Origin of the sequence: Nitrosomonas sp. (assembly GCF_019752415.1) — a bacterium.
Classification (GTDB): Bacteria; Pseudomonadota; Gammaproteobacteria; order Burkholderiales; family Nitrosomonadaceae; genus Nitrosomonas.
In genome coordinates, this window is the sequence record NZ_JAIEME010000065.1 from 1 (window position 1) to 20,972 (window position 20,972).

The 20,972-nt window shown below is 49.0% G+C and carries 20 protein-coding genes; 14 read left to right on the forward strand and 6 right to left on the reverse strand.

Features of this window, described 5'->3' with window-relative positions; translation table 11 throughout:
* The first annotated feature begins 128 nt into the window (after nucleotides 1–128).
* On the forward strand, nucleotides 129–554 hold the full coding sequence (locus K2P83_RS10820; RefSeq protein WP_292929052.1) for a hypothetical protein: 426 nt from the start codon (nucleotides 129–131) through the stop codon (nucleotides 552–554).
* 292 nt (nucleotides 555–846) lie between these two features.
* Here the strand turns inward: K2P83_RS10820 and K2P83_RS10825 are convergent, their stop codons facing one another.
* The gene (locus tag K2P83_RS10825) at nucleotides 847–1,773 is read right to left on the reverse strand and encodes a rhodanese-related sulfurtransferase (protein WP_292929054.1); all 927 of its coding nucleotides are present in this window, start codon (nucleotides 1,771–1,773) and stop codon (nucleotides 847–849) included.
* A 250-nt stretch (nucleotides 1,774–2,023) separates the two neighbouring features.
* Between K2P83_RS10825 and K2P83_RS10830 the strand changes: the two genes are divergently transcribed.
* Both K2P83_RS10830 and K2P83_RS10835 read left to right on the forward strand, forming a co-directional pair.
* On the forward strand, nucleotides 2,024–2,719 hold the full coding sequence (locus K2P83_RS10830) for a Crp/Fnr family transcriptional regulator (RefSeq protein WP_292929056.1): 696 nt from the start codon (nucleotides 2,024–2,026) through the stop codon (nucleotides 2,717–2,719).
* A gap of 104 nt (nucleotides 2,720–2,823) precedes the next feature.
* A complete protein-coding gene (locus K2P83_RS10835) occupies nucleotides 2,824–3,180 on the forward strand; it encodes a hypothetical protein (RefSeq protein ID WP_292929058.1) in 357 nt (118 codons plus the stop codon).
* 38 nt (nucleotides 3,181–3,218) lie between these two features.
* On the opposite strand, the gene K2P83_RS10840 is transcribed toward K2P83_RS10835, so the two are convergent.
* Nucleotides 3,219–3,593, reverse strand: coding sequence for a DUF4156 domain-containing protein (locus K2P83_RS10840; RefSeq protein ID WP_292929060.1), 375 nt, complete (start codon nucleotides 3,591–3,593; stop codon nucleotides 3,219–3,221).
* Between the two features lie 205 nt (nucleotides 3,594–3,798).
* On the opposite strand from K2P83_RS10840, the gene K2P83_RS10845 reads away from it, so the two are divergent.
* Nucleotides 3,799–4,371, forward strand: a complete 573-nt coding sequence (locus tag K2P83_RS10845; protein ID WP_292929062.1) for a LemA family protein — start codon at nucleotides 3,799–3,801, stop codon at nucleotides 4,369–4,371.
* A gap of 14 nt (nucleotides 4,372–4,385) precedes the next feature.
* Nucleotides 4,386–5,330: a GIDE domain-containing protein gene (locus tag K2P83_RS10850; protein ID WP_292929064.1), complete on the forward strand. Its 945-nt coding sequence runs from the start codon at nucleotides 4,386–4,388 to the stop codon at nucleotides 5,328–5,330.
* Here K2P83_RS10850 and K2P83_RS10855 read toward each other — a convergent pair.
* The 3 genes from K2P83_RS10855 to K2P83_RS10865 form a co-directional block, all read right to left on the reverse strand.
* Nucleotides 5,327–6,880 carry a CYTH and CHAD domain-containing protein gene (locus K2P83_RS10855; protein ID WP_292929066.1) on the reverse strand — a complete coding sequence of 518 codons (1,554 nt, stop codon included), beginning with the start codon at nucleotides 6,878–6,880 and terminating at the stop codon, nucleotides 5,327–5,329. The two genes, K2P83_RS10850 and K2P83_RS10855, sit on opposite strands and share 4 nt — an antisense overlap.
* Nucleotides 6,873–7,691 (reverse strand): polyphosphate kinase 2 family protein, encoded by an 819-nt coding sequence (locus tag K2P83_RS10860; RefSeq protein ID WP_292929068.1) that lies wholly within the window; start codon nucleotides 7,689–7,691, stop codon nucleotides 6,873–6,875. The genes K2P83_RS10855 and K2P83_RS10860 overlap by 8 nt, the downstream gene beginning before the upstream one ends.
* A 353-nt stretch (nucleotides 7,692–8,044) precedes the next feature.
* Nucleotides 8,045–9,016 (reverse strand): isoaspartyl peptidase/L-asparaginase, encoded by a 972-nt coding sequence (locus K2P83_RS10865; RefSeq protein WP_292929070.1) that lies wholly within the window; start codon nucleotides 9,014–9,016, stop codon nucleotides 8,045–8,047.
* 520 nt (nucleotides 9,017–9,536) lie between these two features.
* Between K2P83_RS10865 and K2P83_RS10870 the strand changes: the two genes are divergently transcribed.
* Nucleotides 9,537–10,403 (forward strand): hypothetical protein, encoded by an 867-nt coding sequence (locus K2P83_RS10870; protein WP_292929072.1) that lies wholly within the window; start codon nucleotides 9,537–9,539, stop codon nucleotides 10,401–10,403.
* A gap of 7 nt (nucleotides 10,404–10,410) precedes the next feature.
* On the forward strand, nucleotides 10,411–11,334 hold the full coding sequence (locus K2P83_RS10875; RefSeq protein ID WP_292929074.1) for a carotenoid biosynthesis protein: 924 nt from the start codon (nucleotides 10,411–10,413) through the stop codon (nucleotides 11,332–11,334).
* Nucleotides 11,335–11,381: 47 nt separating this feature from the next.
* On the opposite strand, the gene K2P83_RS10880 is transcribed toward K2P83_RS10875, so the two are convergent.
* Nucleotides 11,382–12,419 (reverse strand): L,D-transpeptidase family protein, encoded by a 1,038-nt coding sequence (locus K2P83_RS10880; protein WP_292929076.1) that lies wholly within the window; start codon nucleotides 12,417–12,419, stop codon nucleotides 11,382–11,384.
* A gap of 390 nt (nucleotides 12,420–12,809) precedes the next feature.
* On the opposite strand from K2P83_RS10880, the gene K2P83_RS10885 reads away from it, so the two are divergent.
* The 7 genes from K2P83_RS10885 (at nucleotide 12,810) to glcF (ending at nucleotide 20,814) form a co-directional block, all read left to right on the forward strand.
* Complete coding sequence (locus K2P83_RS10885; protein WP_292929078.1) at nucleotides 12,810–14,186, forward strand: SUMF1/EgtB/PvdO family nonheme iron enzyme; 1,377 nt, start codon at nucleotides 12,810–12,812, stop codon at nucleotides 14,184–14,186.
* 203 nt (nucleotides 14,187–14,389) lie between these two features.
* Entirely contained in the window at nucleotides 14,390–15,109 is a 720-nt protein-coding gene (locus K2P83_RS10890; protein WP_292929080.1) for a class I SAM-dependent methyltransferase, read from the forward strand.
* Nucleotides 15,110–15,127: 18 nt separating this feature from the next.
* Entirely contained in the window at nucleotides 15,128–16,054 is a 927-nt protein-coding gene (locus K2P83_RS10895; RefSeq protein ID WP_292929082.1) for a bile acid:sodium symporter family protein, read from the forward strand.
* 65 nt (nucleotides 16,055–16,119) lie between these two features.
* A complete protein-coding gene (locus K2P83_RS10900) occupies nucleotides 16,120–17,025 on the forward strand; it encodes a 2-hydroxy-3-oxopropionate reductase (RefSeq protein WP_292929084.1) in 906 nt (301 codons plus the stop codon).
* 4 nt (nucleotides 17,026–17,029) lie between these two features.
* On the forward strand, nucleotides 17,030–18,484 hold the full coding sequence (locus K2P83_RS10905; protein ID WP_292929086.1) for an FAD-linked oxidase C-terminal domain-containing protein: 1,455 nt from the start codon (nucleotides 17,030–17,032) through the stop codon (nucleotides 18,482–18,484).
* A 5-nt stretch (nucleotides 18,485–18,489) separates the two neighbouring features.
* Nucleotides 18,490–19,563: a glycolate oxidase subunit GlcE gene (glcE, locus tag K2P83_RS10910; RefSeq protein ID WP_292929088.1), complete on the forward strand. Its 1,074-nt coding sequence runs from the start codon at nucleotides 18,490–18,492 to the stop codon at nucleotides 19,561–19,563.
* Nucleotides 19,564–20,814: a glycolate oxidase subunit GlcF gene (gene glcF, locus K2P83_RS10915; protein WP_292929090.1), complete on the forward strand. Its 1,251-nt coding sequence runs from the start codon at nucleotides 19,564–19,566 to the stop codon at nucleotides 20,812–20,814. It abuts the gene before it with no gap.
* The last annotated feature ends 158 nt before the right edge of the window (nucleotides 20,815–20,972 follow it).

Below are 20,972 nucleotides of genomic sequence, written 5' to 3' on the forward strand. Positions count from 1 at the left end.
TTGCGCAAATTATCGCAATATCACATAGTCATTCGGCTTGATCTCTACTGCGCGATGAATTATTCAGCGTTTCCCTAGATTTTAGTGCCGCATTGACGCAAGGAATAGACTTTAATAGTGGACTGAGCATGGTTCTTGAAACCATTTATGCGAGCATGGGGTTTAATCGCGTAGTTACTTTTTTTCGTGATGCCGGGATATTTAAAGCTAAAGTGGGTTTTGGTAATAGGATGCCGGAAGCGCTGCCGATGCTTACTTTTCCCGAAGCTTATGCGACCGATGTATTCCATTTGTCGATGATGAACAAAGCCGATGTATTTATCCAGGAAATTACCTCGAGCAAAGCAGCATCCAGTATACCGGACTGGCTGAGAGAGGCTTTACCGGATGTGGATGCTTTCATTCTACTACCTCTGGTTTTCAATGGCCGCGCTATCGGTTTGATCTATGCCGACTGGCGAATTGGCGCAGCGGGTACGGTTGAGCCCAGCGAACTTTCATCCATGGGTATGCTTAGAGACTACTTGATGCAGGCTTTGGCAAAGAGAAAATAATCTGAAGCTTTGTCTGTTCAGTTTTTTCGGAATTGCTAACCTTAATCTATTCCTCGTGATAAAACACAATGATATTGTCATGTGATGTCATGTAAGTGGATGATAATTATCGCTAGATACTTCAAAGAAGATTCTCAAATAAATGGAAAACCTGGCAGCTACTTCCGGTCAATTCAGCGACCATTCACGGCATGCAGTACCGGAACACTCACACCATCTTATGCGCCATCAGTAAATAGACGTAGGAAAGCAAAACAAAACGAAGCTAAGTACTATAAATCAAGCGTAGCAATTACTTGCTTTTGCAGTTGATATCCCCAATATGAGTTCCGCCCCTGATTTCGGCCAGCTTCACTTGTTTTTCTCGTTCCCGGTACCGGGCTTTGTCTTCTTCCGAGCGATCAAGATAACAAGCGGGGCAACTGATACCCTGCTGATAGTACTCACTGAGTTTATCTTCCTCTGAAATCGGCAAACGGCATGCGTGACACTGATCATAGCTGCCTTTTTCAAGTTGATGATTCACGGTAACCCGTTCATCAAACACAAAGCACTCGCCTTGCCATAAGGATTCCTCCTGTGGAATTTCTTCCAGGTATTTCAGAATGCCGCCCTGCAAATGGTAGACTTCTTCGAATCCCTGCTGTTTTAAATATGCTGTGGATTTTTCACAACGAATTCCACCCGTACAATACATCGCCACTTTTTTATGCACCGAAGGATCCAGGTGCTGGGATACGTAGTGTGGAAATTCCCGGAAAGTTGTGGTGTGGGGGTTTATTGCATTGGCAAAAGCACCGACCGCGACCTCATACTGGTTACGGGTATCGATTAACAAAACCCCCGGCTCGTTAATTAAATCATTCCATTGCTGTGGTGCCACATAGGTTCCTACCAGTTTCTTGGGATCGATTCCTTCAACACCCATTGTGACGATCTCTTTCTTCAGCTTTACTTTGCTGCGTTTGAATGGCATCTCGTCGGTCATGGATTCCTTGACCACGATGCCAGCAAACTCAGGTATCGTTTTCATCCACCCCAAAACAGAATCGATACCTTCTCGACTGCCAGAAATGGTGCCATTGACTCCTTCCTCCGCCAGCAACAACGTTCCTTTTATCTGATTTTCAGCCAGCTTCTCCTGCAGCGGTTGTTGTATCTCTTCGTAATGAGGGAAGGAGACAAATTTATACAGTGCACAAACAACAAATTTTGACATTATGAATTCCTCTTGCATGCCGAATCGTAAATTAGGCGCAGTAACAGTCATGTTGACACTTATTCAAGTACACGATCCAGTGGCCGTGGTAATTCTGCTTGCTTATTATTATCTTGCATTGTTCTATTTTTAGCATTCATTGCATTTTTCAGGATAATAGCGCTTTTCATTGTAAGATTGTATTGCTTGTGAATCTTCCAGTCATTAAGAACGCGTAAGTTGTTAAATTCAGAATTGAAGGGAGCAGTGAGTGTCTTTGTCAGAGCACAGCGCTAAATCGGGATCAATAGATACGTTTTTTGAGCGTGGTTTCGAGCAATTAAAGCAGGATTATCCTTCGATTCAGGAAATCCATGCGGCAAGTAAAGATTGCCTTTATCGTCAAGGGGATTGTTGTGTCTACGTTTTCTGGATAAGAAGCGGTATCGTAAAGCTCTCTCATCTGACAGCGCAGGGAACAGAAATTACCATTGCGTTGCTGAGAAAAGGGGATGTGATGGGTCATTTGCAGGGCGATTCTGCCCACCAGGAAATGGAAGAGACGGCACAAGCACTCGGGGAAGTGAGTTACTATCGTTTGGCCTATAGCGATTTCAAAGCATTACTGTCACAGCATGCAGAGCTGGCGTGGCATGTGTTTGAGGAGACATACGCCCGCAAGCAGAAAATCGAACGCAAACTCCGGACCATTCTGACGCAACCGGTTGAGATGCGCCTTGCCGAGACGTTACTGGAGTTGGCGGAGATGTTTGGAATCCGCTGCACGCATGGCTATGCATTGGAAATTCACTTGACGCAGCAGGATGTAGCGGACTTGATCGGTGCCAGTCGCCCGGTTGTGAGCACCATCCTGAATGATTTCAGAAATCGCGGCATGCTCGACTATACGCGCGATCAGATTTGTATCAATGGTGCCGTGCTCAGTGATTTCTGTCACACCAAGTAATCTCTAGTTTGTTTTGTAGCTAACAGACATCGCGGCAGCGCTGTATTAATGTATGCAGCATGGTAACCATTGGGGGAACCATTCATTAATACAGGAGCATTAACATGAAAGTGATTTCACCGCGTCTACACGGCTATCTTGATTTTCTGACCGTTATTCTATTTTTACTTGCCCCAACACTGTTAGATTTGAGCCAGACACCAGCGGTGCTTGCGTATGGCCTGGCGGTAGTTCATCTGATCGTCACATTGGCATCCGACTTTCCTTTTGGCGTCATCAAGCTCATTCCATTTCCCATCCATGGCTGGATTGAACGCATCGTTGGTCCTTCGCTGATTGCGATGCCTTTTATTTTCGGTTTTGCCAATGAAGAGATCGCGCGGAATTTTTATATTGCCGTTGGTCTGGTCATTATCGCAGTAGGTGTGTTGACGGATTACCAAAGTAAAGCAAAAGATTAAAAGGGTTAATTCATAAAATTAACTAATGATCACCGGGGTTACTCGCAACGATAGACATTCCCGATAAATATGACTTCCTTATCAACCCCGGGGATATCATATTTTCCGGTGTTATTGGAATAGATGATATGCACATTATTGCCGCCCAGTTTTTGTGCTTCACTTCTTAAGTCGTTTCTGGCTTTTATTAACCGGTCGACATAGGGAGTATTGTCTTCTTCGGCTTCGCTCTCTTTTGATGAACCTTTCACCCTGCCGAGTAATTCGCAGCCAACAGGGCCTTCCTCGCCGAGTATCATCGTTACTGATTTGGTGGCGTCTTCCGGCTGCGCTAAAACTTCTGTGCAGCCAATGATGAGTAATACCAACACTATTGTTTGGATTAACTTGCTTACTTCTTTTGAAACGCTCATGGGTGACTCCTGATACGTGATTGTATTTTTCTTAAGCTGGGGTAGCATAGATAAGCGCAGTGTCATTCGTCAATAGCATTTGCGCAAGCAGTGCAAGGTTGCGGTGCAATGAAAGGAAATAAAGCCACTAGTTGCTCCTTTTTAAGCCATTTCCTGGATTCTTACTCAGGTATATTGCATCAATGTAATTAACTGGAGGTATGCAGTGGATATCATCATCTATATTTCCCTGGCAGGGATAACCATCGTTCTCGTATACGGAATTATGCTGTATAACAGCCTGGTTGATATTAAGCATAGCGTGTCCCAGGCGTGGTCGAATATTGATATTTTGTTGAAGCAGCGCCACGATGAACTTCCCAAGCTGGTTGAAACCTGCAAGCAATATATGGGTTTTGAACAGGAAACGCTCAAGCAAGTGATTGCAGCCCGTTCGCAGGTTGCCTCCGCACGTGAAACTGGCAACATCGGCGCATTGGGTTCTGCGGAAAACATGTTGCGGGTTGGGTTGGGAAATTTGTTCGCAGTGGCGGAAGACTATCCGGATTTGAAAGCCAGTGAGAAATTCCAGCATTTGCAAGCGCGGATTTCCGGATTGGAAAATAGCATCGCGGATCGCCGTGAGTACTACAATGAAGCGGTTAGAATTAACAATGTGCGAATTGAGCAGTTTCCCGATGTCATTGTTGCCAATTGGTTTAAATTCAAGCCACGAGATTTGCTCGAATTTAGCGATGTCGACAGACAGGATGTCAATATCGGCAAATTGTTTGGCTAACGCACGGTTTCCAGATGAATATCCTGGCAGCAGAGCTTTCACCGGAAGAATATCAGTTTGTTTTTGGGGCGTTGCTACTGGCCATCTTGATCAGCTTTTACTTGTTTGTTCGAAATTGGAAGCGGCTGCGTATTATCGAGGATACGCCTACCGCCAAACTACGTTCCGCGCACCAAGGTTACATTGAACTGGAAGGAAAAGGGCAGTTTGTTGATGACCAGCCGATTTACGCGCCACTTTCAAATCATCCGTGTCTCTGGTATCGCAGTCTGATCGAACAACAGGAATCGTTTACTGAGAATGGCCGTACGCAAACACGCTGGAATGTTGTTTACAAAAATAACAGTGATCACCGGTTTAAGCTGACAGATGGCGTAAGCAGTTGCTATGTGGATCCGGATGACGCGGAAGTCAACGGCAACGAGAAATTGATTTGGTATGGCAATACCGAATGGCCAACCCGGACTCAGATACTGGAAAGCCAGTCGATTGTGAATGCGATGACAAACAACTACCGCTACAGTGAATGGTTGATACTACCGGGTCAGCCGCTGTATATATTAGGTCAATTCAGTACCTGGTCTGCGACGGCGCAGCAATCAGCTAAAGATGTGATGATTAATCTGATTAACGAATGGAAACAAGATCAGCAGGCGTTGCGAAACCGGTTTGATACCAACAAGGACGGCAAGATCGATCAGGAAGAATGGGAATTCGCTCGCCAAATGGCGCAGTCAGAAGCACAGAAAATTCATGATCAACTGGTTCTGGAACCGGATTCTAATATCATTGCAAAACCGAGAAACGCAGCACAGCCATTTATTATCTCGGTATATCCACAAGCTTTATTGGGGCAAAAATATCGCCGCAACGCGTTTATGTCACTGGCCACGTGCATTATATTGATCTGTACTATTGCTTGGTTAGTGCATGTGCATGGGTATTCGGTTAACAGCTAGTGCCAAAACAATGTCGATCTTGCCAGTCGCCGCCAGACAGAATTGGATAAATGCGCCTGCTGAGCGGCTTTCAATTCTAACGCGCCGCTGAGTCGGCCCAACTCGAAGCTGTGTGTGACGGATTTTTTGGGCAATGCGCGCAGTAACTGTTCACCGACCCGCATATCGTTTTCACGTCCCAGCTCATCCTGTAATGCCGACAAAGCGGTAGTGAAATGGTGAGCGCTTTTTCCGTAGAACGGCGCGAAAGCTTCTACCGTGTAACGCATCTTCTTGGCGGCGATACGTGCCAAATGGCGTTCGGAAGCATCCAGCCTAGCAAAGCCGTGGCAGCGTTTGCTTAGCTTTTGCCAGCGTTTCTCAAGAACCCTCTCTGACCAGGCCTTAGCATCTCCTATTTCCACGCTGGATGGCGTAACCAGAAGACTGCGGCCGATGTCGAGTACAAGCCGGGTGAAAATGGGCTTGAGCAACAATGTTTGCGCCCGCTGGCGAGCGTGCGTAGCAGCGTCACGCATCAGAGCAAACGTTGTGTCCTGAACAGATGCATTCCCCGGTGATCCTCCCAGTGCCGCCAAGGTTTGAGATAAAGTCCCCTGTAAGAACACATCCCAGTCACACGCCGGATTGAGCGTATGCAGTGATTCACGTAACGGCTGATCCCAGTTTGGAGATTCTATGCCTATCGATTTCGTCAGCAGCACGCCGGTCCGCAGACGGCGCAATGCGATGCGAAGTTGGTGAAGATATTCGATGTCGTGCGCATTTTCCAGAAAACCGGGCACGTTGGCGACCAATTGCACCAGCGCAGCTTGCGTCGTCGCATTCCAAACTTCACCGGAAGTTTGATGCTTGCGAATTACCGCGTGCGTTGCTTTGATTGGCGCAGGAATCACCGCGCCGCTCAGGATATAGCCGCGTTCCGCTTTGCTGCGCGGTTCGATGTGGAGCGGCACCTGTTTGAGTAATTGTGTTGCGGCATCGAACAAAAACGTAGGTTCTCCGGATTTAAGCTCAATTTCCACTTCACAAATATCCCGGCACATTTCTCCCGCATAGACTTTTCCGATATCGAGCGCGACTTCGGCTTGCGCGGCAGAATTGCCAATTTGCCAGGTAGTGCGTTCAAACTCGGTCGTGAATACCGGCGCAATGCGCTTTAGCTTGATTCCAGTCAGTAAATCTAATGCTGTTCTTGGCAGCACAGAAAAATCCGGATGGTTGTCGTTGGTAATCGCCATTTCCCATTCCGGGCGGGTCGACAACGCGCCGACGGATTGTGCCTCGGCTTTCAACGTTTGAATCCACTGATCATCCACCCGGCGTATACGCAACGCGATGCCGCGCCGCATCAGATCAAACTTCGGTGTGTCGAAATAAATGCTGAGCAGAGGGCGTTTTTTTGGTGTGATCTTGCTTAACAAGGGATGTTTCCGGATACGCGCAGTGTGGCGCGGATGCAAGGCTAGTTTCAGTTCAATTTCCATATCGATTCCTTGTCTAATGCCACTGCGTGCAGCAGTAGGGGGCAGAGATACTTTACTATTCAATCTTTAACTTATCAAAATTGATTCCTGCCGGTGCAGAAGGTGTTTTCAGCTTCATATCTTCCAATGCGTTAACGACACGATCAGCGATGATCCAATTGCGATACCATTTGTGGTTGGCCGGTACGATATACCAGGGTGCTCGATCGGTACTCGTGGCGGCCATCATGGCCTCGAACGCATCCAAATAGTTTTTCCATAATTTGCGTTCTTCGAGATCCGCCTCGTTAAACTTCCATCGCTTTTCCGGATTAAAAATACGCTCCTCCAGTCGTTTCTTCTGCTCATCCTTGGAGATATGCAGGAAAAACTTGAGAATTACTGTTCCGCTCTCGGACAATAATTCCTCGAATTCTTTGATCTGATTAAATCGTTGTTTCACCACTTTATCCGATATCAATCCATGCACACGGGTAATCAGTACATCTTCATAGTGCGAACGGTTGAAAATTCCGATCTGACCTTTGGCGGGCGCTTTCTGATGTACGCGCCACAAGAAATCATGATCAAGTTCTTCCGGGGATGGCGTCTTGAAGGACACCACCTCGCAACCCTGCGGATTCACGCCGGACATCACCTGCTTGATCGTCCCGTCCTTGCCGCTGGTATCCATTCCCTGTAACACGATCAGTAACGACCGGTTACCGTTGGCATAAAGGCGTTCCTGCAATTCCCCAAGTCTGCCGATCAATTTTTCTGTGACAGCCTTAGCTTTCTCTTTGCTTCTGTCAGTCTTTTTGTAGTCAGCAGTATCGTCAGCGTCAAAATGCGACAGACTCAATTTGCTTCCGGGTTTTGCTCGATAGTTTCTCATTTTATTTTCATCTCATAGTCGTGAATCTGGAATCATTGATGGATGTGTTTATAGGAGTTTCTTATCTTAAACTTTGGCTACTACTGGCTCTAACAGGCCGTTGAAAAACTTTCTGCGTTGCCGCTGCGGTATTAAAAACAGACTCAAAATGCTCATTTATTAAGCATAAACTGCGCTTTTTCGCCTGTTTTTGCCTTGCATCGGCTACCTCGAAAACGTTTTTCAACGGCCTGCTAACCAATTGCCGGATTGTCTGATTCAAATATGGGTGGATTCAAGCACCAACCGCAACAATTAATGTTTAGTAGCGAATTTGGCGAATTTCATATTATGAAGGAGCGCATTGTAAATCGCTACGAGTGAACAGTTTCCGGGAAAACACCCATCCATGCAATGCCATCATTGCCGATGGTGCCGCGGTACATGCCGCTGGTATTGAAACGCATGGCATAATTGCCGCTCGTATCCAGCACGATCAAACCGCCGTCACCACCCATGGCGGCGATTTCTGCCAGCGTATTATCCGCTGCTTCGGCAATCGGAATGCGCTGTAGCCCTACTTGCACCGCAGTATTGAAAGCCGCTGCAGTGCGGATGAACACTTCTCCAGTGCCAGTTGCGGATACCGCAACGGAGCGATTGTCCGCGTAAGTTCCGGCACCGATGATCGAAGAATCCCCTACGCGCCCGTAACGTTTGTTCGTGAGTCCGCCGGTCGATGTACCAGCAGCGATATTGCCATGGTGATCCAGCGCCACAGCACCGACGGTTCCGCGTTTTTCATCGACGTCAGGCAGCGGTGCGCTGGAATCAGCATCGTGGTCACGCAAAACGCTTTCTTTTGCGAGGGCTTTTTGCAACTGATCCCAGCGGTGTTGCGTGTAAAAATAGGAAGGATCGACAATTTCCAAACCCTGTTCGGCTGCAAAAGTTTCGGCACCCTGACCGATTAGCATCACATGCGCACTTTTCGTCATCACCGCATGCGCGGCACGGATTGGATTGCGGATTGTTGTGACACCGGCAACGGCTCCCGCCATGCGCGTGGCGCCATCCATAATTGACGCTTCCAGCTCATTGCGGCCAGCATGACTGAAAACCGCGCCTTTGCCCGCATTAAACAAAGGTGAGTCTTCCATTACCACGATTGCCGCAATGACTGCATCCATACTGCTGCCGCCTGCTGCAAGCACGGCATGGCCGGTAATCAACGATAGTGCAAGCGCGTGCCTATAGGCTTGCTCACGTTCGGCAGTCAGTTTGTTGCGCTCGATAGCCCCGGCACCACCGTGGATCACCAGCCGGATGGGCGAAATATCTGCCATAGTTATTCTCGTTTGTAATGTCATAACCAGCAGAATTAAAGAGGAGTCTGTGAAGCCAGTAATGATTGGCCGTCTATTCAATTAATTTTTCGTGTCTTACTAAATTATAGTGCCTGCAGTGCTGGCATTAGCGAAATCTGGACATTGATCAACTCTGCCACCCGAAAAGCCGTCATCAGGCGTACAAATCCTATCCTTGCTTTGCTGATAAATAGCATAAAAAATGAATCTGCATGGATACTATTATAAAAGTTTCTTTTCTCAATAAACATACAGCGTTACACTGCGCAATGCGGTCTTGATTATAATGAGAGCATTGGGCACAGTGCCTCTGCGATTCAACTGCAATAAACCGCGCGTAGCCGGTGCTTGATACTACCAAAAACCATATATAAGGATAGGCTGGTATGCCTATCGGTCTTCCCAAGACATCTGAGACTTTTTACCTGTACAGGGTTCTGGCGGAAATTTCCGCATCCCCAAGTTTGAAGCCCTAAAGCACACAGGAGGTACGTAATCAATGAAGTTCAGTCATAAATTGCAGCAGATGGCAGTATTTATCGAATTCCTCGCCGGTGCAGGATTAGCCATTTTCTTTCACTTGGTGTTGCACAATGAAATGGCATCCTACCTGATTTTTGGTGTCGGAGTGCTTTTGTCATTGGCTACCTATCTGCTTCGGGAAGACATCGGAAAGACCCGCACTGAATTAACCGATCTTTACCACCAGGCTCACGAAGTAACCTACGCCATCAGCCGGGTTACCGATGCCGAATGTCAGGCAAAGGCTCAAGAGTTATTGGCTAATACAATGCGCACTATTACCATGTTGCAGAATGGGTTTATTCCGCTGGATGAAACCGAATTCTACCTGGATGGCGCAAAATCTAGTGATGCGGCCACATTGCAAATCAGGGCTGTTGATCCGATCACTTTTGGCTGGCTGGCTCGCGCCACACTGGTGAATTTCTACCAGAGCAACTTGCGAGCCCTGGAACGAAAGGTCAAAATTACACGGATTTTTGTCATTAACCGGGAAGAATTTGTAGAGCCGGAATTTCAGAAAATCATTTTGACCCAGTTGAAAGACGGGATCGATATCCGGATTGCCTTTCGCGATGAAATCCTGGGAGCCAATGCCGTGAGCGATAGGAATACGAATATTCCATGGGACTTTGCGGTGTATGACGAACAGGTCGCCACCGAAGTTTTTCCCCACGCAGGCAAATACTATGGTCGCAAAACCACGCAACCAGCGGAGGTGGAGAAATATCTGCACTACTACCAGTTGATTGAGCACAACGCCCATGCCGTGATCATTGAAGGGGACCGGGTAGCTCTGGCTAGCGATGTTACAGCGGCCATTATGTCTGATAAATCAATCTGATCATTTCATGTTAGAACTTCTCTACAGCCTTGCATTTCGCCCCTATGTAACGCTATTTCTTCTGGCTTTTCTGACTTTGAGCTGGCTCGAGCAGGGAAAGCTGCGTACTTTCATCTGGCTAGTTACGGGCTATCTGGTTGCGCTTGCCGCCGAGTGGGGGAGCATTAATCACGGCATACCATTCGGCTACTATGCATACCATTACGAAGCGCTGGAGAACGACTTGATAGTTTTCGGTGTTCCGTTCTTTGATTCCCTGTCATTTGTTTTTCTCAGTTACGTGAGTTTCTCGTTTGCGCAATTCCTCCTGTCTCCGCACTGGCGTCGTAGATTCAACGTGCAACGCGTAACGTCTCGCGATCTTCGTAATAGCGCTACCGTGCTGTTCGTTGGCGCATTCTTCATGATGGTGTTGGACTGGATCACCGACCCCGTTGCGCATCTTGGCAAGCACTGGTTTCTGGGCGATATTTACCACTATCCTGAGCCAGGCTGGCACTTTGACGTTACGCTGGCTAATTATGCCGGTTGGTTCGCCGTCGGGTGGGTGATCATTTTCATCAATCAGCGGATCGATGCGGCGCTGGCCAAACGCGAACAGTTTGGCGGCAAGCCGTTACAACTGCAGTATGTACCCGGCAAGGGACTATTCGCGCCTTTGTTCTGGTTCGGCATTGCCATCTTTATGTTGGGAATGACAGCCTGGTTGGGTTGGGGTTACGATCTTGCCCAGGTGCCAACCGTAGAGCGCGAAGCTTTTATAGCCGAGACACGCAAGCTGTTTATTGCCGGCACTTTTATCATCGCACCGATTGCTGTGCTTGCCTGGGCGCACCTGATGCGACGTGGCGGCCAGCCTTCACCCGAGCAACTGAGTGTGTGGTTAAAGGACTATCCCAACGCCGAGCTGAAGGTGCGTTTGGACGTTTAGCACTGTTAATCGGCATGCCATCGAACTGAGATAAACAATGGGTGATCTTATCGAGCCGGATCGGATTCCTTATTCGCTAGCTTCAGTACTTCTGCCGCTGTCAACTGTCCCTCCATATCGCCTTCCCAAGTCGCGTTGAAAGGCAGGATATTTTGCACACGCGTGGCACGGTCAAGATAGGTTTGTAACGTCATATTTGGTTGTGTGACCGGCGTGGCTACGGCGCGCGGATTGCGAATGACTTCATCGAGCAGAATCTGATTGATCTTGGCTTGGGCACGCGCTTCGTGTTTTGCCTTAGGGGTTGCGCGCACGGCGCTTAACGTTTTCTTAAGTAACTGAGCGTGATTGCGTTTATCGTCTTCCAGGATCGGATAAGTTTGTAGATACAACTTGTGGTCACGCCATCCGAGCAGGCGGGGTTGATTCACGACGCGCACGGCTGTACCGACCGGCACGTTATTGTATATGCCTACGATATCCTCTGGATACATGCGTAGACAGCCGTGACTGCCGCGCAGCCCGACACTCGGCGGTTTGTCGGTGCCGTGAATGGCGTAGCTCGGCCACGCGAGTTTCAGCACATGCGTGCCCATTGGGTTATCCGGTCCGGGTGGAACGATGGCAGGCAAGGGATCGCCGTTTTTTGCGTGTTCTTTACGGATGGAAGGCGTCGGTATCCAAGCGGGATTTGCCTTTTTGGATACAACCTTGGTGATGCCTTCCGGCGTTTTCCATTCCACGCGCCCGATGCCGAGAGGATGGGTGATGACTCTCTGCGGTTCACCGGCCTTGGCTTTGGGAAAATAAAACATTCGCATGGCGGCGAGATTGATCACAATACCTTGGCGCGGTGCATCCGGCAGCACGAACTGGGTGGGGATCACGATGGGAGTGCCTGCTTTCGGCAACCAGGGATCAACACTCGGGTTGGCGCTGACGATTTCCTCGTAACCCAAGTTGAAGCGCCGGGCGATATCGGAAAGCGTATCGTCTTTATTGACGGTGATCACCTGAAGCGTGCCAACCACATCATCACGAGCGGGATCAAAGTTGAACTCATGACTGGCCAGGGGAATGGGCAAAGATTTAATCGCCGGAGTGGCTAGAACCGATGGTTGAGTCAGAAACGATTGACAGCCGGTCAGAAGAAAAAGGCTGATGCAAAAGCTGCATACGAGACTATCTCGGAGTAACGGTAAAGGTTTTTTATTCATAGTAATCAAAAGGATCAATAAAATTAAACGTGATCGATGGCAATCAATTTACTAGATTTCTCTTGATGACACAACAATTAATCACAATAAATCAGGATATTCTCACTGTCATTTAAAGTACTAGCTGAGGGATAGAAAGTGCGCAAATCGCTGCCAGGGCTGTCAATCCGAGCGTTGATTTCGAGTTGCTACTAACGTTTTTTTGACCGGAAAAATCGATTGCCAGTATGATTGGCGGTTTGAAAAATAACATTCGCTATGTCCAAAATTTTCATTAATTACCGCCGCAAGGATAGTTCGCCTTACGCAGGCCGGCTGTATGATCGGCTGGCTGCCCATTTCGGTCATGACCATGTGTTTATGGATATCGATCAGATCGAGCCGGGCGAGGTTTTTGATCAAGTGATTCAGGAGAAACTGGCAGCGGTGCAAGTGGCCGTGGTATTGATCGGAGAACACTGGCTGGATATCGCCGATGCGAACGGACAGCGGCGTTTGGATCATCTGGATAATTGGGTGCAGCTTGAAATCGCCGCATTACTGGAGCGGAACATTCACGTTATTCCAGTACTGGTTGGTGGTGCCGCGATGCCCAAACCGGCACAACTGCCCGTATGCCTGGTGCCGCTGACAAAGCACCAAGGGCTTGAAATCACCGATCATCGTTTTCATACGGATGTCGACAAGCTGATAAAAGCACTGGAAAAAATCATGGAGGTGCCGACACCACTGCAATCTGAATCACCTAAAATACCAGAAAAATCGGGAAAACCAGGTTTTCCGGGATTCGCAGCGATTGCGGGTGTGGTTGGGATCGTTCTGGCGGCAGGGATTTATTTTGGGTTGATTTCACCTCAGCCAACTGCGGAACAATCGCAACAGGCAACCCCCGATCCAATTAACCAACTTGTTACTGAGCAATCCAATGTTTCTGCCATTGAACCAGAAATGGTACGCATCCCACCTGGTAAATTCCTGATGGGCTCCGCTGACTATGATGATGAGAAGCCGCAACACGAAGTCGCCATCGCCTATGCCTTTGAAATCAGTAAATATGAGGTTACATTTGACGAGTACGATGCGTTTGCCAAGGCGACCAACCGAAAATTGCCGGATGATTATGGCTGGGGACGCGGCAAGCGGCCTGTGATTAACGTTTCATTTGACGACGCGCAAGCATACCTTCAATGGCTATCGGACAAAACCGGTAAGCAATATCGCCTGCCGAGCGAAGCCGAATGGGAGTACGCTGCGCGCGCGGGAACGCAAACCGTTTATTGGTGGGGAAATGATATTGGGGAAAACAATGCAAACTGCTCTGGCTGCGGTAGTCAGTGGGATAGCAAAAAGCAAACTGCTCCAGTAGGTTCGTTCAAACCGAATGCATTTGGGCTCTATGACACCGCCGGAAATGTTTGGGAATGGACTCAGGACTGCGGGCATGAAAACTATCAGAATGCACCGAATAACGGTTCCGCCTGGACGGATGCAAATGGCGGCGTGTGTAATCGCCGGGTGGTTCGGGGCGGTTCGTGGTTCGACTTTCCTCAGTACTTGCGATCGGCTGGCCGTCTCAGGTACTACTCCGTTGCTTCCAACGTCGGCCGGGGTTTTCGTATCGCCAGGGATTTTTGATCTTTGTCCTTTGTCCCTTTGCGGGGTGCAGCCCCTGCGGGCTTGGTCTTTGGGGTTTGTAGGATGGATTAGTGTAGCATAATCCGTCATTGATTCGGCTTTATGAACCACCACCAGGTGTATTGCACTCCGCTTAATGGCATCCACTACCGCTTAAATTTCATGTAAAGTGCTGCCTACTGAGTTTGTTTATTTAATTCCCGATGACATCTGCTGAATCCACCACCATCTTTACACGTTCCTGGTCGTTGTACGATCTGATCACGGAACACAATTACATGTTTCATCAGGAAATCTATGCGGGGGTAGGGCGGCTGCTGAGCTTGCGTGACGATGCCGGGCGTTACCGTTTGCTGGATTTGGGTTGCGGTAGTGCGCGCTATCTGGCGCCTTGTCTGCGGCAATTTCCTCCGGCGGTGTATGCAGGCGTGGATTTGTCTGAAGCGGCATTGATCGAGGCACGTGGCTATTTGGCTGATTTGCCCGGCTCGAAAGTTGGGTTGACGCAGGGCGATTTGCTGGAAGCTGTTGAAGCCACCAGTAAAACCTGGGATGTAATTTTCACGGGATTTGCGGTACATCATTTAACGTCTGTTGATAAAGCGCGTTTTTTCCAAGCCGTTGGGAGTTGCCTGGCGGGAAAGGGCTGGTTGATTCTGGTAGATGTGGTGCGTGAGGAAAACCAGAGCCGCGAGGATTATTTGGAAGGCTATCTGAAATGCATGCGCGACAATTGGATCAAGGTGCCGCCGGATCAATTGGAAGAGGCGTGTACGCATGTGCATGATCACGATTACCCGGAGTATTTTTCAACATTACAGGAAATGGCAGCGGCAGCCGGTCTGCAAGCCAGTCGTATCGTTAATCAGTACGGGCAGCACCATACCCTGTTGTTTGCACGTTCTTTCCTGCCAGAAATCTAAGCGGATCCGACATCCTTTATGCTGCAAAGACTGACCCTGTTGTTTCCGCTCTGGATGATACTGGCCGGCGCTTTGGCTTTATCCTCGCCGGAGTGGTTGCTGCCGCTGAATCAAGGACCGGTTGTGGTGCTGATTCTGGCTTTTGTCATGTTGTGCATGGGATTGACCCTAACCTTCGATGATTTCCGCCGGATTGCCCGCATGCCGAGCGTGGTGGCAATGGGTTTTGCCGCGCAATATTCCATCATGCCTTTACTGGCCTGGGGAATAGCGACGGGACTTGACTTACCGGTGCATTTTGCGGTTGGATTGATCCTGGTGGGTTGCTGTCCCGGCGGCACGGCTTCGAATTTGGTTTCGTATATCGCGAAAGCTGATGTGGCGTTGTCAGTAGTGATGACCGTTTGCTCCACATTGGCTGCGGTGATTCTGACGCCTCTGCTGACGCAATTATTTGCGGGTGCTTTGGTTCCGGTAGATACCTGGATGTTGTTCAAGCAAACCTTGCAAGTCGTAATTTTGCCAGTCGTATTGGGCGTTTTGCTCAATCGCTGGGTGCCGCAGCTTGTGCAGCGCGTGATGCCTGTCGCGCCGCTGCTGTCGGTGCTGGGGGTGTGCGTGATCTGCGCGGTGGTGTTTGCAGCCAATGCTGAGACCATTCTTACGCATGGCGGCGAACTGATTCTCGCGGTTGCGTTGTTGCATGGCGGCGGTTTTCTGATTGGCTATCAACTCGCACGGATCCTCGGTTGTCAGACACAGAGCGCCCGCACTATTTCGATTGAAGTCGGCATGCAGAATTCCGGTCTGGCGATCGTGCTGGCCAAACAGGCATTTCCGTTGCTGCCGCTGGCACCGGTTGTGGGAGCGATTTCAGTGCTGATGCATTCATTGATAGGCAGCTCGTTGGCGGCACTGTGGCGGGTCCGATTATCCCAGCGGTAGTTTTTTCTTTCGTTATTCCGGCTATCGACATATCATTCGGCTATCCATTCTCAAAGTAAACGGTTATGGCAAATATCGGTTTTATCGGTCTGGGCATTATGGGAAAACCCATGGCTGGGCATTTGATCCAGGGCGGGCACAGTTTGTTTTTGCATTCGCGCAGTGGCGTGCCTGCCGATTTGGTTGCGCTGGGCGGCAGGGCATTTTCTTCGCCCAAGGTGGTGGCGCAGCATGCGGATATGATTATTACCATGTTGCCGGATACGCCGGATGTGGAGAAAGTGTTATTCGGTGAGAATGGCATTGTTGAGGGCTTAGAACCCCACTCTGATCAAGCCAAGATGATTGTGGATATGAGTTCGATCTCGCCACTGGATACACGAAAGTTTGCGACACGGCTGAATGTGCTGGGGCAAGAGTACGCCGATGCGCCGGTCTCGGGCGGTGATGTGGGGGCGCAAAATGCCACGCTGACCATTATGGTGGGTGCAAGCGTAGCGGTATTTGCAAGAATTAAACCGGTGCTCGAATTGATGGGCAAGACGGTTACGCATGTGGGTGAGAATGGTGCCGGTCAGATTTGCAAGGTCGTCAATCAAATTATTGTGTCATCGACCATAGAAGCCGTGGCTGAAGCATTGCTGTTTGCATCCAAGGCGGGTGCCGATCCGGAAAAGGTGCGGCAAGCTTTGCTGGGTGGTTTTGCAGCTTCGCGTGTGCTGGAAGTGCATGGCGAACGCATGATTCAGCGGAATTTTGAACCGGGTTTTCGCATCGAGTTGCATCAAAAAGATTTGGATATTGCCTTGGCGAGCGCTTCCGCATTGGGAGTAAGTTTGCCCAATACCGCAACCGTGCGCGAATTGTTTTCTGCCTGTCTCGCACATGGTGGCGCGAAATGGGATAATTCGGCCATTGTAAAAATGCTGGAAAAATTAGCCAATCACGAAATTCAAAAGCATCCGGAATAATTGTATGTCCCCTCAAGAACTCGTCAATAATCTGCGGTCTTTTTTGCCTCCCGAGGCGGTGTTGTATGAAACCGAAGATTTGAGGCCGTATGAATGCGATGGTCTGTCGGCTTACCGGCAATTGCCGTTGGTGGTCGTTTTGCCGCGCACGGAAGAACAAATCGTCAAAATTCTAAAGCTTTGCTATGCAACCCAAACGCCTGTTGTGGCGCGGGGCGCGGGTACAGGTCTGTCAGGCGGTGCATTGCCGCATGCACAAGGCGTTTTGTTGTCACTTGCCAAGTTGAACCAAATCATCGCCGTGGATCCACTTGCACGCATGGCGCGGGTTCAGCCGGGCGTCAGGAATTTGGCGATCAGTGAGGCGGTGGCAGTGTATGGTTTGTATTATGCCCCGGATCCTTCGTCACAAATTGCTTGTTCGATTGGCGGCAATGTGGCGGAAAACTCGGGTGGTGTGCATTGCCTAAAATATGGCCTCACCGTGCATAACATTCTCAAATTGCGTGTTCTGACTATCGAGGGCGAGTGTCTGGAAATTGGCGGTGAAAGCCTGGATAGCGCGGGATATGATTTGCTGGCGTTGATGACGGGCAGTGAAGGCATGCTGGGCATTGTCACGGAAGTTACGGTGAAGCTGATTCCGCTACCCGAAAAGGCGCAACTGGTAATGGCGGCATTTGATGATGTGCACAAAGCAGGCAATGCGGTGGCGAATGTGATTGGCGCGGGCATTATTCCTGCCGGTATGGAAATGATGGATAGAATTACCATCCATGCGGTGGAAGAATTTTTGCATCCAGGTTATGACCTGGATGCGGCGGCTATTTTGTTGTGTGAGTCGGATGGAAGCGCTGAGGAAGTGGCCGATGAGATCGAGCGCATTTATGCCATCATGCAGCAAAGTGGCGCGACTAAAATCAGCGCTTCACAAAATGAAGCTGAACGGCTCAGATTTTGGGCGGGGCGTAAAGCGGCATTTCCGGCGGCGGGCAGGGTGTCTCCGGATTATTACTGTATGGACGGCACCATCCCGCGCAAGCATCTGGCGGATGTGTTGGACGGCATTGAGAAACTTTCCCAGGAATATGGATTGCGCTGCATGAATGTGTTTCATGCCGGAGATGGCAATTTGCATCCGTTGATTTTGTATGACGCCAATCAGCCGGGTGAACTGGAGAGAACGGAAGAGTTTGGCGGAAAAATACTGGAAATGTGTATTCATGCCGGTGGCACGATCACCGGAGAACATGGTGTGGGGATGGAGAAAATCAATCAGATGTGCACCCAATTTAAAACGGGCGAGCTGGAAATGTTTCATGCGGTGAAAGCGGCGTTCGATCCTTCAGGATTACTGAATCCCGGTAAAGCCGTGCCCACACTACATCGCTGTGCCGAATTGGGTGCGATGCATGTGCATCGCGGTGAAGATAAATTTGCTGACTTGCCCCGTTTTTAAAGTCCATGCAAGCAATTATTGACCAATACAAAGCAACTATTCGTGCAGCGGCTGAGCAGGAAACCCCGCTGCAGATACGTGGTGGCGGCACAAAAGATTTTTATGGCAATTCGGTAGTGGCGCAAAATAACACGCTACTGGATGCAACGGCTTATAGCGGCATTATCGATTATGAGCCGACTGAGCTAGTCATTACTGCACGTGCAGGCACTCGTCTGGCTGATTTGGAAGCTGCACTTGACCAAAAAGGGCAAATGCTGGCGTTTGAACCACCCTATTTTGGCGCGGCGGCAACGTTGGGTGGCTGTATTGCTGCCGGTTTGTCAGGTCCGCGCCGTGCTTCCGCCGGTTCGGTGCGTGATTTTGTGCTGGGTGTGCGGATGCTCAATGGCAAAGGGGATGATCTCAATTTCGGCGGGCAGGTGATGAAGAATGTTGCGGGTTATGATGTTTCGCGACTGATGGTGGGTGCTATGGGTACGCTGGGGATGTTGCTTGAAGTCTCGCTCAAAGTTTTGCCTAAGCCTGTGACCGAAATTACTCTGCATATGCAAATGGATGGAACTGTAGCCATCGAGAGAATGAATCAATGGGCCGGTAAGCCGCTGCCGATTTCTGCGACTTGCTATAGGAATGGTGAACTGTTGCTCAGATTATCCGGCGCTGAATCAGCAGTACGAGCTGCCCAGTTAAAATTGGGCGGCGAAGAATTGCGTGAGAGTGAAATTTTCTGGAGATCGATACGCGAACAAACGCATGGCTTTTTCCAGTCGGCGAGTTCCCTATGGCGTTTATCGATTAATCCGACAACACCGCCTCTAAATTTACCTGCAGAACAGCTAATAGAATGGAATGGTGGTTTGCGCTGGCTACTGGGCGATGAAAAATTGAATGCAGTAACCATTCACAAAGCAGCAAAAGACGCGGGTGGTCATGCCACCTTGTTTCGCAGCAATGAGCCGGGTGTTTCTGTGCTTCATCCGCTTGATCCCGGCATGATGAAAATTCATTGTGCGCTGAAAGAAAAATTTGATCCATCGGGGATCTTGAACCCTGGTCGACTTTATCCTGAGATGTAAATGCAAACTAAGCTCGCTGATTTTATAAAAAATTCTCCGCAAGGACAGGAAGCGGATGCCATTCTCCGTAGTTGTGTGCATTGCGGTTTTTGTTTGGCTACTTGCCCGACTTATCAGATTCTGGGTGACGAACTGGATAGTCCGCGCGGTCGTATTTATCTGATGAAGCAGATGCTGGAAGGGCAACCCGTTACGCAAAAAACGCAACTGCATCTGGATCGTTGTTTGACTTGCCGCGCCTGTGAAACGACTTGTCCATCAGGCGTGCGCTATGGAGAATTGGTGGATCTTAGCCGCGATCTGCTTGAAAAGCAGGTGAAACGTGACATCAGGTCGGATGCTATGCGTTATATGCTACGCAAGATCTTGCCAAATTCATTGATATTTAATGTATTGCTTAAGTCAGGGCAAGCAGTGCGCCCATTTCTGCCAGAAAGTTTAAAAAAAACAATCCCGGTCAAGCCTAGACCGGCTAAAAAATGGCCGGTGGCGAATCATGCGCGCAAAATGCTGGTCCTTGATGGTTGTGTGCAACCGGTATTAGCGCCCAACATCAATGCAGCGACTGCACGTGTACTGGATAATCTCGGTATAGCTTTGATCAAGGCAGAGAAGACGGGATGTTGCGGCGCTGTTACTTTTCATCTAAATGCCCAGCAGGAAGGTTTGGATTATATGCGTCGCAATATTGATGCATGGTGGCCATGGATTGAACGAGACGAAGTTGAAGCAATTGTGGTGACAGCCAGCGGGTGTGGTGTAACCGTAAAAGAATATGGACATGTATTACGACATGATCCAGCTTATGCCGAGAAGGCAGCCAGAATATCAGTACTTGCAAAAGATATTAGCGAAATACTCCATGCTGAACTTGAAAATGTTGTGCGCTTGATGGATAAACAAAATACCAATACCGATAAAATAAAACTGTCTTTTCACTCTCCTTGTACTTTGCAACACGGTATGAAGATTCGTGGTGTGGTTGAGAAGATCCTGATCGCTGTCGGTTTTGACTTGACTGTCGTGCCTAATGGACATCTTTGCTGTGGTTCGGCCGGTACCTATTCCATTTTGCAGCCAGAGCTTTCACAACAATTACTGAAAAACAAAGTAATTGCCCTGGAGTCTGGGAAACCTGATCAGATTGCCACTGCTAATATTGGCTGCCTAATGCATTTGCAAGGAGGAACTGCGGCATCTGTTAAGCACTGGATTGAATTGGTTGATGAACGATTAACTCACCGTGAATAAATCAGATTTGTTAACACAGTTGCACAAACTCTGTGTATCGTCAATATCGGATTTCAGTAATTGCATGTGCTGAAAAATTAGGGAAACGCTGAATAATTCATCGCGCAGTAGAGATCAAGCCGAGTGATTATGTAATATTGCGATAATTTGCCCAATTT

What these genes read in the sequence shown, in the direction of transcription:
- K2P83_RS10895 (WP_292929082.1), top strand. Translation starts at nt 15,128, where the DNA reads ATGCTGCAAAGACTGACCCTGTTGTTTCCGCTCTGGATGATACTGGCC.
- K2P83_RS10900 (WP_292929084.1), top strand. Translation starts at nt 16,120, where the DNA reads ATGGCAAATATCGGTTTTATCGGTCTGGGCATTATGGGAAAACCCATG.
- K2P83_RS10885 (WP_292929078.1), top strand. Translation starts at nt 12,810, where the DNA reads ATGTCCAAAATTTTCATTAATTACCGCCGCAAGGATAGTTCGCCTTAC.
- K2P83_RS10840 (WP_292929060.1), bottom strand. Translation starts at nt 3,593, where the DNA reads ATGAGCGTTTCAAAAGAAGTAAGCAAGTTAATCCAAACAATAGTGTTG.
- K2P83_RS10905 (WP_292929086.1), top strand. Translation starts at nt 17,030, where the DNA reads ATGTCCCCTCAAGAACTCGTCAATAATCTGCGGTCTTTTTTGCCTCCC.
- K2P83_RS10860 (WP_292929068.1), bottom strand. Translation starts at nt 7,691, where the DNA reads ATGAGAAACTATCGAGCAAAACCCGGAAGCAAATTGAGTCTGTCGCAT.
- K2P83_RS10890 (WP_292929080.1), top strand. Translation starts at nt 14,390, where the DNA reads ATGACATCTGCTGAATCCACCACCATCTTTACACGTTCCTGGTCGTTG.
- K2P83_RS10850 (WP_292929064.1), top strand. Translation starts at nt 4,386, where the DNA reads ATGAATATCCTGGCAGCAGAGCTTTCACCGGAAGAATATCAGTTTGTT.
- K2P83_RS10875 (WP_292929074.1), top strand. Translation starts at nt 10,411, where the DNA reads ATGTTAGAACTTCTCTACAGCCTTGCATTTCGCCCCTATGTAACGCTA.
- K2P83_RS10865 (WP_292929070.1), bottom strand. Translation starts at nt 9,016, where the DNA reads ATGGCAGATATTTCGCCCATCCGGCTGGTGATCCACGGTGGTGCCGGG.
- K2P83_RS10835 (WP_292929058.1), top strand. Translation starts at nt 2,824, where the DNA reads ATGAAAGTGATTTCACCGCGTCTACACGGCTATCTTGATTTTCTGACC.
- K2P83_RS10820 (WP_292929052.1), top strand. Translation starts at nt 129, where the DNA reads ATGGTTCTTGAAACCATTTATGCGAGCATGGGGTTTAATCGCGTAGTT.
- K2P83_RS10825 (WP_292929054.1), bottom strand. Translation starts at nt 1,773, where the DNA reads ATGTCAAAATTTGTTGTTTGTGCACTGTATAAATTTGTCTCCTTCCCT.
- glcF (WP_292929090.1), top strand. Translation starts at nt 19,564, where the DNA reads ATGCAAACTAAGCTCGCTGATTTTATAAAAAATTCTCCGCAAGGACAG.
- glcE (WP_292929088.1), top strand. Translation starts at nt 18,490, where the DNA reads ATGCAAGCAATTATTGACCAATACAAAGCAACTATTCGTGCAGCGGCT.
- K2P83_RS10870 (WP_292929072.1), top strand. Translation starts at nt 9,537, where the DNA reads ATGAAGTTCAGTCATAAATTGCAGCAGATGGCAGTATTTATCGAATTC.